The organism is Paenibacillus polysaccharolyticus (assembly GCF_900102085.1).
Lineage (GTDB): Bacteria > Bacillota > Bacilli > Paenibacillales > Paenibacillaceae > Paenibacillus > Paenibacillus polysaccharolyticus.
This window is the reverse complement of sequence record NZ_FMVM01000004.1, coordinates 220,742-234,404: the sequence shown is the minus strand read 5'-3', so window position 1 is coordinate 234,404 and position 13,663 is coordinate 220,742. Positions and strand designations below refer to the sequence as shown.

The 13,663-nt window shown below is 46.6% G+C and carries 12 protein-coding genes; 2 read left to right on the top strand and 10 right to left on the bottom strand.

The window, feature by feature from the left end; genetic code table 11:
* Positions 1-442: 442 nt before the first annotated feature.
* Positions 443-2,023: a hypothetical protein gene (locus BLQ13_RS07545; RefSeq protein WP_090917717.1), complete on the bottom strand. Its 1,581-nt coding sequence runs from the start codon at positions 2,021-2,023 to the stop codon at positions 443-445.
* A gap of 461 nt (positions 2,024-2,484) precedes the next feature.
* Here BLQ13_RS07545 and BLQ13_RS07540 point away from each other — a divergent pair, with 461 nt between their 5' ends.
* Positions 2,485-3,063 carry a TetR/AcrR family transcriptional regulator gene (locus tag BLQ13_RS07540; protein ID WP_090917715.1) on the top strand — a complete coding sequence of 193 codons (579 nt, stop codon included), beginning with the start codon at positions 2,485-2,487 and terminating at the stop codon, positions 3,061-3,063.
* A 76-nt stretch (positions 3,064-3,139) separates the two neighbouring features.
* Positions 3,140-5,326, top strand: coding sequence for a YhgE/Pip domain-containing protein (locus tag BLQ13_RS07535; RefSeq protein ID WP_090917713.1), 2,187 nt, complete (start codon positions 3,140-3,142; stop codon positions 5,324-5,326).
* Positions 5,327-5,545: 219 nt separating this feature from the next.
* Here the strand turns inward: BLQ13_RS07535 and BLQ13_RS07530 are convergent, their stop codons facing one another.
* The 9 genes from BLQ13_RS07530 to BLQ13_RS07490 form a co-directional block, all read right to left on the bottom strand.
* Positions 5,546-5,917 (bottom strand): hypothetical protein, encoded by a 372-nt coding sequence (locus BLQ13_RS07530; RefSeq protein ID WP_090917709.1) that lies wholly within the window; start codon positions 5,915-5,917, stop codon positions 5,546-5,548.
* 866 nt (positions 5,918-6,783) lie between these two features.
* Positions 6,784-7,539 carry an amino acid ABC transporter ATP-binding protein gene (locus BLQ13_RS07525; protein WP_090917707.1) on the bottom strand — a complete coding sequence of 252 codons (756 nt, stop codon included), beginning with the start codon at positions 7,537-7,539 and terminating at the stop codon, positions 6,784-6,786.
* Positions 7,540-7,572: 33 nt separating this feature from the next.
* Positions 7,573-8,232 (bottom strand): amino acid ABC transporter permease, encoded by a 660-nt coding sequence (locus BLQ13_RS07520; protein WP_090917706.1) that lies wholly within the window; start codon positions 8,230-8,232, stop codon positions 7,573-7,575.
* A 186-nt stretch (positions 8,233-8,418) separates the two neighbouring features.
* Positions 8,419-9,189 (bottom strand): amino acid ABC transporter substrate-binding protein, encoded by a 771-nt coding sequence (locus tag BLQ13_RS07515; protein WP_090917704.1) that lies wholly within the window; start codon positions 9,187-9,189, stop codon positions 8,419-8,421.
* Between the two features lie 128 nt (positions 9,190-9,317).
* Positions 9,318-9,878 (bottom strand): DUF4825 domain-containing protein, encoded by a 561-nt coding sequence (locus BLQ13_RS07510; RefSeq protein WP_090917702.1) that lies wholly within the window; start codon positions 9,876-9,878, stop codon positions 9,318-9,320.
* On the bottom strand, positions 9,875-10,576 hold the full coding sequence (locus tag BLQ13_RS07505; RefSeq protein WP_090917700.1) for a permease prefix domain 1-containing protein: 702 nt from the start codon (positions 10,574-10,576) through the stop codon (positions 9,875-9,877). Before BLQ13_RS07505 ends, BLQ13_RS07510 begins: the two co-directional genes overlap by 4 nt.
* Positions 10,577-10,578: 2 nt before the next feature.
* Entirely contained in the window at positions 10,579-10,932 is a 354-nt protein-coding gene (locus tag BLQ13_RS07500) for a PadR family transcriptional regulator (protein ID WP_090917697.1), read from the bottom strand.
* A gap of 269 nt (positions 10,933-11,201) precedes the next feature.
* The gene (melA, locus tag BLQ13_RS07495) at positions 11,202-12,701 is read right to left on the bottom strand and encodes an alpha-glucosidase/alpha-galactosidase (protein WP_090917696.1); all 1,500 of its coding nucleotides are present in this window, start codon (positions 12,699-12,701) and stop codon (positions 11,202-11,204) included.
* 182 nt (positions 12,702-12,883) lie between these two features.
* Complete coding sequence (locus BLQ13_RS07490; protein WP_090917694.1) at positions 12,884-13,648, bottom strand: carbohydrate deacetylase; 765 nt, start codon at positions 13,646-13,648, stop codon at positions 12,884-12,886.
* Between the last annotated feature and the right edge of the window lie 15 nt (positions 13,649-13,663).

Here is a 13,663-nt window from a genome sequence, read left to right as displayed (position 1 = left end):
TGAATGTTTAATAAAATGAAAGTAAGGAAAAATAAGAGTAGCCAGGCCAATGGCTACTCCTGTACAGCATTTGCGATGGATAATCCTCCAAGTGTGTTTCGTAAGGTGAAGAAATAACCCGCTAGGCCTCCAACCTATGGCGGGTTATTTCTTTTTTCGATCAATGTATGTCAGGAGCGCAATAATTAACGTTGCGAACATGATTACATCTGAAAAAGAGAAATTCATAGACACCACCTCCTTACCGGAGGACTGTCTATACCCACCACAAATTGGCTGTACATTTTAAATTATACCAGTGTGTAGGTGCTCAGACGAGCATCTTTTTTTATTTTTTAACAACTTACTTAAGTTCACATATTTCAATCGACGAACTCCAAACAGAGACGCCTGGTCAGGTGCAATATCCTGTCTGGGTGTCTTGTATTATGGTGTAGCTCTTTTATTTCAGGTATCCTTTGGATTTCCAATATCGCTTCGCAAAGGATTCAACAGCATAGGGCAGTTCTCCATCCAGCAAATCCTGATTCGCTTGCATCAGCTCTTTGCGTCCACGTTCCAGCAATTGAACGGCATGTAGTAATTGGGGACCACCTACATAATGAAGTTCAAGCAACAACGGCTCTTCTTCATCCTCTTCCTCCTGAGCCGAGTATTCAATTAACACAATCTCCGAGCCGTCCGCATGCTGGTGTATCGTATAGAAGTATTTCTCGACCTTCGTTTCCCCTTGTGTATCCGTATACTCTCTACCAATACGCAGCATAGCTGGCTGGGGAACATCATTATACATTTGACCTGCTTGTCGAAATGCAAAGTAGAAGTCTTCAATCCACAACCCATGCCGGTCATCATCATAATAATCGTCATACGGCTCCGCGATAGGCAACGCTAATAAATCACGAATATGTTGCGTCGAAATCAAGGTGCGGACATACTGGTAGTTCGATACGGACTGCAGCAAAGTATCCCATCCACGGTTGCTTAACTGCTGAATATCTGAAGGTGATTCTTCCGTAAATAAGCTCCATTCGGAGTTCTCACTGTTCACATAACGATATGCGCCTGAGATCCTCCAGACAGGAGTGCCCGCTTGCTGGGCAAGTTCATTAGGAGAGCCTGAAGCTTGGTCTGCTGGCTCTATTTTGAGCAACAATGCACAGCCGTGGTCGTCTTGAAAATACAGACTCCGGAAATAGCCTTCCGTATACTCATCCCCGTAGACAGAACCTCGGCAAAACTGTCCATCCACCCAAAACTCATAGCTGTTCAGCAACTCACCATGCTCTCTTACAGGTAATAATGAAGGGTGAGTAAGACGCTCAATGTTCTCAGCGGTGAACTGATGATCTTCGAACCAATCCGGTACATCTGGCGCTAGTTCTGCGGCATAAATATACTCTCGTTTAATGATAGGCTGTCCCTGCTGTAGCCTCTTTATCATCTCTTCTCGCCATGGAAACGGCTCTTCTGTATCTTCGTCAATTACACATTCCGGAACAAATAACTCCAGCATGTCAAATCCTTGCCATGGTCCGAGATCCTCCCAATCTTCGAGCTGACGCTTCACTTTCCGCTGTCCTTGAATCTGAATTCCATATTGCTCTGTACTTACTAGCAGCCCACCTTCTACGTTGCCTCTCACCGTCAATTCTCCATGGTTGTAATCTCCCCAGAACATATCCTCCACAAAAAGATTACCTGTAATATATATTTCCTGCCCTCCCACGAGCATATAAGGCGTTGTAAGATCACCAAGCACAACCAGGTTAGAAGAGGCCGCGTCGGATTCGGTGTTTCCAATATAACGATCAACGATCAGATTTCCCTCCACCATAATTAAAAAAGGCCCCTCATCCAGCAACAGCTCATTGATATGAAGATCACCTGAATGCAGCCATACTTCCTCGGCATCAAATTCACCATCATGTGCTTCATTCTGTGTATACATCCAGCTTTCGTGAGGCAACCTCGTTTTGATATCGGCAAAAGTAACCTTTTGACCTATGTGATGTATGGACATGTCCTGACACTCCTCATCGGTAGATATATGGATAACATCTTCAAAACTTCTAATCTCGAGTGAGTAGCCGATTGCTCATTTTGATACCGACTCCCCCCTATGATTTCAATCCACACACTCCATACGGAGTGAGACAGCGCGAAAAGCACGTATAGTACGTTCGTACACATCACAAAACTACGTTTTTTCACTACTATTCTATGTGTTCCCGCCAACGAATTCAATCTTTTTCCAGATCGTTGTTGCCAAAAGGCATCAAATACTCCCCCTTCCCTGTTTCCCTATCTCCCCACATCACAATGTCCACTTTCCAAACTATGACATAGATCACATCCAACTCCATACACAAGTGCTACATTAAATTACGACCAACTGACCAAAACAGTAAACTGGTCAATCCTAATTTATGTTTTACCCGCTTCACCCATTACACACGTCAGACCCCAAGGAGGTGCATAGCCGTGAAAACGATAGATCGAAGGCAACAGGTGATGGACTCTGCCGAGAAATCCTTTGCCCTGTTTGGCTACAAAGCCACAACGATGGAGCAAGTGGCGAGACTGGCCAATGTGGGCAAAGGAACGATCTATACCTTTTTCGAGAACAAAGAAGAATTGTTTGATGAGATCCTGCGCTCGATTATTGCAGACATGAAACGGATTACGGAACAGACGGTGAAGGAAGAAAACTCTTTTCTGGATAACGTGCATCAGAGTATGGACTCGTTGCTAGAATATCGGGAGGAGCATGAGCTACTGATCAAGCTTTTCCAAGAGGTTAACGATTTCGGAACACCCCAAGCGAGAGAGGGTCTGCAAAAAGTAGAGAAGGCCATTCTCGAATATCTCGAGCGTCAGGTTAGTCGGGCCATGGAGTTACAGCAGATTCGGAGCGACAATCCTAAACTAGTCTCGTTTGTGTTACTGAAGCTGTACGTCAGCCTAACATCCGATTGGAATAAAACGCATCCTACCTTGCACAAGGATCAGATCAAAGCGTTTGTAGGTCTTTTTCTCAAAAATGGATTATCCCCCAACTAGAGAAACGCCCGCAGACGCACACATACCATACTAAATAGAGAAACAAGGGATAAGCGTAAGATAGGGAGAGAACATCATGAAATCATTGCGTGTATTTGGGCAGGATCTGAAATCCGCCTTCAAGAAACCAAAAGTATTTATTCCAATTCTCGTGGTGCTGTTCATTCCCGTGTTATATAGCGGACTGTTCCTGAACGCCTTCTGGGACCCATATGGCAAAATGAATGAATTACCTGTCGCCGTGGTCAACACGGATCAGGGTGCAGTTTACAATGACAAATCGCTTGAAGTCGGTCAGAATCTGGTCGATGAGCTGAAGAAAAGCGATGATTTCAACTGGCAGTTCGTCACCCGCGACCAGGCAGAACAAGGCATGAAGGATAACAAATATTACATGACCATTGTCATTCCGGAGGACTTTTCCGCCAAAGCAACTACCCTCATGGATGAGCATCCGGCTCCGGCAGAGTTGATTTACGAGCCCAACGAAGGGTACAACTTCCTTGCGGGTCAGATCGGCGGTACGGCGGTGAAACAGATTCGCTCCAAAGTCTCTGCCAAAGTCACAGAATCATATACCGAAACCCTGCTGGATAAGGTCGAGAAAATCTCGGACGGTTTGGCGGATGCCGGAGATGGCGCAGGTAAAATTCATGATGGAGCAAGCAAACTGGACGAAGGGACGGCTACGTTAAAAGAAAACCTGGCGAAACTGGCTGACGGTGCAGGCAAACTGCAAACCGGCGCCGTTTCGTTAAAAAAAGGCACAGCCACCCTCGCCAAAGGCACAGGTGATCTTCACACTGGCGCGAGCACATTATCGAGTGGTCTCGCACAATTAGCTGCCGCCGGCACCAAGCTGGGTGACGGCGCAACGCAGGCTGCAGCTGGCAGCAAACAGCTGCATGCCGGTATCCAAGCTGCGCAAGAAGGTGCGTCCAAACTGGACGCCGGACTCGCAGCTACCGAACAAGGCAGTGCCAAGCTGACCGCCGGACTGCAAACTTCCGTGGAAGGCAGCGGCAAAGTCAGCGAAGGCGCCAAAGCGGTCGCCCAAGGTCTGGCTCAATTAGCAAAGTCCAGTCCCGAACTGGCAGCCAGCCCCGCTGTTCAACAGTTACTCGCGGCTAGTCAGGCCGTTGCCGCTGGCAGTGAGCAGGTATATCAAGGCGGACAGCAACTCGTTGCCGGAAGTCAGCAACTGCAAGCTGCACAGCAACAATTGCATCAAGGCAGTAGCCAGTTGGTTCAAGGTGAAGAGCGGCTGGTACAAGGCGCAGCACAGTTATCCGGCGGACAAGAAAAGTTGAGCGCTGGGCTAAACCAATTCAACGCCAAATTAAACGAAGCCGCCGCTGGCGGTGCCAAACTGGCAACAGGATCAGAGCAACTGAATACTGGCGCAAGTAAGCTGTTGTCTGGCGTAAGCCAGCTGGAAGGCGGAGTTTCCACCCTTACGGACGGTTCTCTTAAGCTGGCTGATGGTGCTGGTAAGCTGCAAGAAGGCACGATCAAGTTAACGGACGGTTCCGGTGAACTCGCCACCAAATTAAACGACGCTGCGCAACAAACGAGCAGTGTCAAAAAGACCGATGAACTGGTTACGATGTATGCCGAACCTGTTCATGTCGATGAACACAAATTAAACGAAGTGCCCAACTACGGCACAGGTTTTTCGCCCTATTTTCTATCACTCGGATTATTTGTCGGTGCGTTGATTGCAACGCTGGTTGTGCCAACACGTGGTAGTAGTGTAAGTGACGCAAGTGGATGGAATCGATTTGTCAGCAAAACCCTTGCCTTCACCATTATGAGTGGCGTTCAATCTTTGCTCGCTTCCGGGCTGGTATTGTACGGGCTTGGCCTGAAGGTACAGAGTGTGCCGCTATTCCTTTTGTTCAGCTTTGTGACGAGTCTGAGCTTCATGTACATCATTCAGGCATTGGTAACTTGGCTGGAGAATCCGGGACGCTTTATTGCCATCCTGCTGCTCATCTTCCAACTCACCACCAGCGCGGGAACGTTCCCACTGGAACTCATTCCGAACTGGCTGAAAGTGTTCAACCCATGGCTACCAATGACATACTCCGTAACGGGATACAAAGCGGTCATCTCCAGCGGACAATTCGGCGTTGCCTGGGATCAGATCGGCATTCTGTGCATCTTCGCTGTTCTCGGTCTGGTCGGTACATTAACGTATTTCCTGAAACATCGCACGGTGGAAAACGAAAGTCTCAGCAGTGAAGCTGTATTTCAGGCTTAGATAAGATATTCAGCTTTGGTATAAAACTTAGCTATCATGTTCGATTTAATATAAATATCAACACAAACGGTTATAGAAATGTAAAAGGCATATCCTTTATGTCAGACTGGCTGTGATGCAGCGAGTTGGGACAATGGATATGCCTTTTTGAATTTGTTTTTATAATAAAATAACCTTTGCCGGCTTCATGTTATAAGCAAAAAGATTTTATACTTATCGTCAGGCTCTCACAACATGTTCTTCAACAAACTCTAGAAACTCTGCTTGCATGGAGCCGAGCGTAAGCATTTTTTTGATGATGCTAAATCGATAATGAATACCATGAGACTGAAATGACCATATCGACGCCAACGAAACCCCGGATTTGAGTCGCTGTTGCTCCAGATCTGAAAGTGGTATTCGAACCATTTGAACAACTTTGGAAGAAAATAAATTGAGGAACAAAATTTTAAGCACGTCAAGATTGATCAGCAATATAGCTCGAGATGTCGTTGAGGAAATCGCTTGTGACGTAACATAACAGGCCAGCATATCTGCTTCTTTGTAAGGTTCGCTTAGTCGATTTATTAATTTTCTAGTAATAAGTAGCATATTGTTCGTACTCCTAATATGTAAAATACACCCGCAGTCAAAACTATAACACTAAAGACTGCATCAACCAACTGGCATAGTTTTATCAAAAATAGTGGTGCGTGTCTCTTGGAAAGATCGTATGAACTCGAGGTTTCTCCCACCCATATTTCCTTTGGGGAAAGTTTCGTTCTAAAAGAACACTAGTATGGGCGATCTACAGTTCGCCAGATGCCAGATTCACCCTACTGTGGACGATCTCCGGCTTTCCAAATTCTAACGATCACCAGCGACGCTATTCAGCCTATTTTAGGCATTTATAAAATCTAACGATCACCAGAAAGCTTATTTACTTGATGTACAGTGATCTACGCTACATTTTGAGGATTTCAGCCCAAATAACGCTTGTGGTGATCGTTAGAATTCCAAAGGTCGCCGAAACGACAAAATAAGCTTCTCTGTGATCGTTAGCGTGTTGGTTGTAAGCGAAGCCGAGAAAATCAGAGTTCAATTCAGGTACTCCGTATGGAGTTCGACGTGACATCGAACAAAATATACCAAGGAAATAACGGATTTCAATCCACACACTCCATACAGAGTGCGACTTTGGTTTTAAGCCATAGATTCATTAGATCCGGTAATTTCAATCCACGCACTCCATACGGAGTGCGACAGCGAAAAAACACGTAATAAAAGCATAGATTGTATACTTTATTACGTGTTCTCGTTTAATTCTTCTACTAATTAGTTTAATCTTAATATAAAAACCTTAAAATATTCAAGGTAATATGCCAAAAGGGTTCAAATCAGCCTATTCTCAGGTGCGAATCCCCCAGGGATTTCATGGGAGCTTGGCATTCGCACCTGTTTTAAATCACGCTCCACCGTTACTCTTCCATATCTACTCTCTTTAAAAACGTCTGGGTACGTGCGAGCTTGGGTGCACCGAACAGTTGATCGGGTGGGCCTTGCTCGGCAATTTCGCCATTGTCCATGAAGAAGACACGATCCGCAACATCACGAGCAAAGCTCATCTCGTGTGTGACAATCATCATCGTCATGTTTTCCTGTGCCAATTGCTTGATGACGCGAAGTACTTCTCCCGTCAGTTCCGGGTCGAGTGCTGAGGTTGGCTCATCAAAGAGCAGGATGTCCGGTTGCATCATCAGGGCACGGGCAATCGCTACGCGTTGCTTCTGTCCACCGGACAGATTGGCCGGATAAACATCGGCCTTGTCCGACAATCCGACTTTGGCGAGTAATTCCGCACTGCGGCTACGAATGACTTTGGTACTTTCCTTTTTCAACGTCTTCGGTGCGAGTTCCAGGTTAGCCTGTACAGTCAGATGCGGGAACAAGTTAAAATGCTGAAACACCATGCCCATACGATCGGTAATCTTCCGAATCTCGGCAGCACCTACGTACCTTCCGTCATCCGCCAGTGTCTGATTCTGAATGCGAATCGTTCCGCCCGTAATATCCTCCAGGTGGATCAGGCTGCGCAGCATTGTGCTTTTCCCCGAACCCGAAGGCCCGATGACCGCAATGACTTCCCCTGGCGCCACGTTAAAAGATACCTGTTTCAGCACATCCAGTGTGCCAAATGATTTTTTCAACTGATTTACTTCTATACTATAGGTCATATGCAGACAGTCCTTTGATTGAACAGATTTGATTTATTCATACGAAAAGCGCTTCTCCAGAACCTTGAATAGCAAGGTAAGCACCAGAGTCATAAGCAAATACATAATCGCCGCTACGAAAAATGGAATGAGTTGCAAATCCCGATTCACTGCGGCTTGCGCATAATAGAGCAACTCTGGTACAGCTACAGCATAGAGCAATGCCGTATCTTTAACCAGCGTAATGGCCTCGTTCGCTGTGGCTGGGAGCACCACCCGAACCATCTGTGGAATGATAACTTTCGTCATGGTCTGCCACTTCGTGAGTCCAAGCACTTTGGCCGCCTCATGCTGACCTTTATCAATGGACAACAATCCGCCCCGAAAGATTTCTGCAAAGTAAGCTGCATAGTTCAGAATAAATGCGATAGCCGCTGCAATGAAACGATCAAAGACCAGATACTCTCCGATGACCGGAAGTAATGGAAGGCCGAAACAGAAAAATAATACTTGCAAAAGTAACGGTGTCCCACGCATCACATAGACGTATGTGTGTGCAATCCAAGCCAGCGGTTTGAACTGGCTCCGCATCGCCAACGTTACCGCGAATCCTAGGGGGACCGATAGCACAATCGCAAGTAAAAATAAGAAAATCGTCGTTTGTGCACCTTCCAGCATCGGTTTTATAATCGTTGAAATATAGTCCCAATTCATGAATTAGTTCTCCTCTAATCTGTTAACCCCGCACTCCTTGGAAGCATATCGCTCCATCATGGAATACGGGGTCATCGTTTTCGTGAGTACAGTTTCCCCAACTGGGAAAAGCTCACATCATTATTTGTCAGGTGTATTTCACCTGGCTACTTTCAAATTCGCAAATTCAATTCTAAATGATTCTTCTTACTTCAGAACCTTATCCTCACCAAGCCATTTCTTAGAGATTTCAGCGGCTTGGCCGTCCGTGTTCAGCTCATCCAGCGCATTTTGCAGCTGATTGAGAAGTTCTTCATTGCCTTTTTTGATCCCGATGCCATATTGCTCTGGCGCCAGTGATTCATCCAGCAATTTGAAGGTACCTTCTTCCTTCGACATATAATATCTTGCGACCACTTCATCAATGATGACTGCGTCCAGACGTTTCGTTTTCAGATCAGTCAGCGCCAGTACATTATCTTTGAATTCGGAAGCTTTAACTTTATCCTTCAGAGGACTTGCCGCCAGCGCATCTGCCGCTGAGGACAGTGCCTGCAATCCTACATTTTTGCCGTCCAGTTCGTCCAGCTTCGTAATCGGGGAGTCTGCCAGAGTAATTGCAACCTGACTGTTCTCCAGATAAGGCTTGGTGAAAAGCACTTTCTCTTTGCGCTCATCTGTAATCGTGTATCCGTTCCAGATCATATCGATCCGGCCGCTGTTGAGCTCCGACTCTTTGGAAGACCAATCAATCGGCTGGAAAGTCACCTTTTTACCCATTTTCTCCGCAGCTGCACGGGCATAATCAATGTCAAACCCAACGATTTCATTCTTCTCATCCCGGAATCCCATTGGAGCAAACTTATCGTCGATCCCTACAATGATCGTATTCTCGTCTTTACTTGCCGAGCTGGAACAGCCCGCCATAATGATCATACATATGCTAATAAATAATAGTAGAATTGCTTTCTTTCTCATCTCTCGTACCCCTCCATGTCTATGACCAAGCTCAAACGCTTTAGTTCGTTACCACGTTATCAGAGACTTATAATAACATAGCATGAGAGAAGAGTCGAGCACCTTGCCCATTTCCAGCGAATTCAACCCTAAGAATTGTCAACAATTTGTGAAAATAAAGCCCGCACATCAGCCGGTTGCACCAGCTTCTCGCGAACGATAGAATCCCAGCGCTCCGGCTTTTGTAGCGCTTTAAGCTCTGTTCCAGCCCATTGCTGCGCGAGCTTGCGGTCGAACACAACCCGTGTGTCTTTGAACTGGTAGACAACCTGCTCCAGATTATCGATCAGTACAAAGTTTGCAAGAGCGTTATACACGAGGATTCGATCAAGTTGCACCGCATCCATCTCATCTGTATTCAGACTGTAATTAATCTGAGCGGTCAATGTTTCAGGAAACAGCTGATAGCCATCCAACTGCTCATGTAACGGCAGATTCTGATTCAGATGACTTAGATTCGAGAAATTCCCCATGTACGCATTTTGATATTTGGCCAAGGCCGTAAAATCATGCGTCAGCGAACTATTCTGCTCGGCTTCATATCGACTCTGATCTGCCGCAATTTTAGGATTAATGAAGCCTTCCACCACGACAAGACCCAATAACCCGATAATAAATAAGGAAACAATCCACCGATTTTTTCCGTTCATATGTTATCACTCACTTCGTATTTGCTAACGATCCGGTATGCCCGGTGAACGACCAGAGGAATGAGGATACTAAGTAGCGGTAATGCAAAAGCAAACAAAATGACAGCGAGCTGGTAGGGTCCATTCACCTGAATGGGTCGGTCAAACCAAATATTGCTTCCAAATCGCAATGCTGCCTGCGTACCCCAAAGCACAAGCACAACGGCTGCCCACAGCCACCATGCTCTACGTTGCCACTGCTTCAACACTAACACACGAACCCGTGTGGTCTTTTCTGTATCGGAAGATCCACTGCCATTCTCTCTGTTGCTCATCGAGTAAACTACATAAGCGGCTCCCACAATCAGGCTAATGATCAAAAGCAGATTGTTCAGAGCAGCACCGCCTAACATCACTCGTGTAGGAATCGTGATAATCCAGGCAACCAGGCTGTAGATAAGGGTCGATTGCCACAGCGCTGTCCAATAAGGAACACGTTTCACAAGCCGATAATCACTCATGAATTGTTCCATACCATCCATATGCTGTATCGCTGTCTGGAAAGCTTGCTCCTCGCTCATGCCTTCGGCCAGATAATCATGTATTCGTGCGGCAAGATTGCTACGAATTTCTTCTTTCAACTCCCGATGCTCCAGTGTATCCTGTGCACCTGCAAATAAACTCTCCAAATGCCGATTCATCCGTCTCTCGAGCGTCATCCTTACTCATCTCCTTCTTCACCGGTGGCAATCATGCAATCGATTAACGTTTTGGCTGCATGCCAAGCTTGAACCTGTAATTGATAAACTTCACGTCCCTGGCTGGAAATCCGGTAGTATTTCCGCCTTCCACCCTGCGTCTCCTCACCCCAATAAGACTCCACGTACCCACTCTTCTCCAGCCGTTTCAGACTGGAATACAGCGTCGGCTCCTTGAGTTCAAACTGCTCCCCGCTTTTGCGATATATTTCCTTAATAATGCCATACCCATAGTTATCTGACGGAATAAGCACACTCAAAATAATGGGGTCAATATTGCCCCGAATCAGGTCACTGTTAATCACTTGTACATCCATCTGTGCGTCTCACCGCTCTCCCTCTTACTCTGAGTATACTATAAGACATATTACTATGTCTGTAAAGGTAATATGTTGTGCATTGTAATTGGTTTTATGTGCCCACAACAAAAAGACGAAGCAGCTCTAATGCTGCTCCGTCCTCATTTTCTCTTCTCTTCCGCTTCATTCACGCTGTTATTTATGCCTCATTATCATGCTGTTTTTATGCTTTTGCGCTGGTTATTGTTATGCTGCTGTAATGACTCTTATTCCTGCACTCTCTACTGCTACACTTTCTCGCGGTCCTTGCCTTTATCGGACTCACCTGCGTTTTTATTCGCGGCCTCCCGATCTTGCTGCATCTCTTCTACCGTTTTGACCTTCAGACGTGCTGCGCCTTCGTATGCCTTGGTTGGAATAAGATCACCCGTAGCAAGTCTCTCTTCTGCAGCTGTAATCGCATCACTGTACTGTGGCAACCACTTCGCCTGTGCAACCAGCATCTCATCGACCATCTGCCAGATTTCCTTCGGATTACAAACCGCGCCTACCAGAGGGTCCATCATAAATGCCTGTCGTAGCAGCTTATCGTCCCCATGCACTGCTGCCTCCACCGCAAGGCGCTGCACGGAAATACTCACATTGCACACCGCCGCTGGGCCCAGAGGCAGTTCGCCGATATGCGGCATCGAAATGCCGTTACGATCCACATAACCCGGTGCTTCAATGATGGCATCATCCGGCAAGTTGGAGATCACCCCGTTGTTCACAGTGTTAAAATGTCCCCGATACACACGTCCCGTCTCCAGGCTCTCTATGATATAAGAGCCGTGCTCTTCGCCGCGTTTCTCTGGTAAATACTGCATCGGATCATCCTCCATCCAGTTTGGAAAATCCGTTTCGAACCAGTTACGCCCCTCGGTACACACGCGCAGATATCCACCCGTTTCACCGTTAATCCAGCTTCCCAGGTCAATCCAGTCATTAATCTCTTCAGGACGTTTGCGATACCATGGTACATATTCACTTAAATGACCATTGGATTCTGTACTGTAATAACCAAAGCGGCGCAACATATCGATCCGAACTTTCTCCGTACGGCTGTACTCGGGATGCTTCTCAAAAGCTTCCAGCAATTCCCCCGTAAGATCCTTACCTTTGTGGGACGCCTGAATATACCATGTCTGATGATTGATACCTGCACAGATAATATCCACTTCACTCTTTTCTAGCCCGTACACTTCCGCAATCTGATGATGTCCATGCTGAACGCCGTGACATAGTCCAATTGTGCGCACACCACCGTATTTGTTGCACGCCCAGGTCAGCATCGCCATCGGATTGGAGTAATTCAGGAGCAGCACATCCGGCGCACTCTGTTCGCGAATATCTTTGCAGATCTCAAGTATCTCGGCAATCCCGCGCTGTCCATACATAATGCCGCCTGCACACAACGTATCCCCGACACATTGATCCACCCCGTATTTGAGCGGAATATCGACATCGGTTGCAAAAGCTTCCAGTCCCCCTACACGAATCGTACACAGAACATACTTGGCGTCTTTCAACGCTTCTCTCCGATTGGTTGTCGGCTGAATCTGAATATTCAATCCATTCTCTCGGATATCCCGCTGGCACAGCTCGGTGACCATGTCGAGATTGTGCTGATTAATATCGCAGAATGCGATCTCGATGTTATTGAATTCCGGTACGGTGAGCAGATCACGCAACAATCCTCTTGTAAAACCAATGCTGCCCGCCCCGATAAACGCTACTTTGAACGACATGTACATGTCCTCCCGTAATCCGAACCTTACGGCTTCGGTTAATGACTTGCTTCATGGGTTCATTGTAGCAACAGTGAGATGGAGAGCGTTATCAAAATCATGACCTGTTCGGAGGCAGAGTGTCAAAAATCCTAACTTATCTTATCTTTTCTTATTATTCTCAATTCTTCTCATATCCTCAACTACAGTTGACTATAGCTAATGAGTTGAATCCCTTGTTCCTCCACATATTCCCGTAGTGCCGGATTGAGCAACACCGCAAGATCATGCTCACGCTCCTCTACCAGAGATGAGATACTTCGCAGTTCATCATCCGCATAACCTGGATGCCCAGCAATCTCAACGATATCTTCCGATTCCTTATACTGATCCAGTACCCCGCGAAACCATGATTCCTGCAGAGTAGGCATAGCTGGATCACCACACAATATATCCGTAGACCGAATCCCCGCATCCACAAGCTTGCCGTTCAACTCCGGAGATAAGATATCATCTCTTCGCATGGGAACGTTATATTCCCGGGCCAGTTCCATGACCAAGTCCAACATTTGTGCATTTTTCACACTCACTCCATGATGGGTATCCAGATGATTCAATGTTAGCCCGGAAGCGAGAAACTTCTCGATCTGTGCCTTCAACTCCGCGCGTACTTCCCCAGGATCATAGGTCGAAGGAATAAGTCCAGGTTTTCGATAGAAACGGCCCGACTCGTCCACGATACTCTGAACAGCCGAAGCTTCCAGCACAGGGGTCATGAACGTCAGGTTCAGATGAACCCCCATAGACGTAATGCCCGCTTCAAGGGCCATAACGCTACTCTTCTCAAAATGTACCGAATTCACCAACGCCGAGGTATCTGTAATCAGACCCTGTTTCATTCCATGAATGATGCCTTCGCTCACTCTCATCGTGATGCCATAATCATCTGCATTAACAATCAGTTTCATCTTGCTCTATTCCCC

Coding starts and splice junctions, on each gene's coding strand:
- BLQ13_RS07530 (WP_090917709.1), bottom strand. CDS start 5,917: ATGCTACTTATTACTAGAAAATTAATAAATCGACTAAGCGAACCTTAC.
- BLQ13_RS07515 (WP_090917704.1), bottom strand. CDS start 9,189: ATGAGAAAGAAAGCAATTCTACTATTATTTATTAGCATATGTATGATC.
- BLQ13_RS07535 (WP_090917713.1), top strand. CDS start 3,140: ATGAAATCATTGCGTGTATTTGGGCAGGATCTGAAATCCGCCTTCAAG.
- melA (WP_090917696.1), bottom strand. CDS start 12,701: ATGTCGTTCAAAGTAGCGTTTATCGGGGCGGGCAGCATTGGTTTTACA.
- BLQ13_RS07520 (WP_090917706.1), bottom strand. CDS start 8,232: ATGAATTGGGACTATATTTCAACGATTATAAAACCGATGCTGGAAGGT.
- BLQ13_RS07505 (WP_090917700.1), bottom strand. CDS start 10,576: ATGACGCTCGAGAGACGGATGAATCGGCATTTGGAGAGTTTATTTGCA.
- BLQ13_RS07490 (WP_090917694.1), bottom strand. CDS start 13,648: ATGAAACTGATTGTTAATGCAGATGATTATGGCATCACGATGAGAGTG.
- BLQ13_RS07510 (WP_090917702.1), bottom strand. CDS start 9,878: ATGAACGGAAAAAATCGGTGGATTGTTTCCTTATTTATTATCGGGTTA.
- BLQ13_RS07525 (WP_090917707.1), bottom strand. CDS start 7,539: ATGACCTATAGTATAGAAGTAAATCAGTTGAAAAAATCATTTGGCACA.
- BLQ13_RS07500 (WP_090917697.1), bottom strand. CDS start 10,932: ATGGATGTACAAGTGATTAACAGTGACCTGATTCGGGGCAATATTGAC.
- BLQ13_RS07545 (WP_090917717.1), bottom strand. CDS start 2,023: ATGTCCATACATCACATAGGTCAAAAGGTTACTTTTGCCGATATCAAA.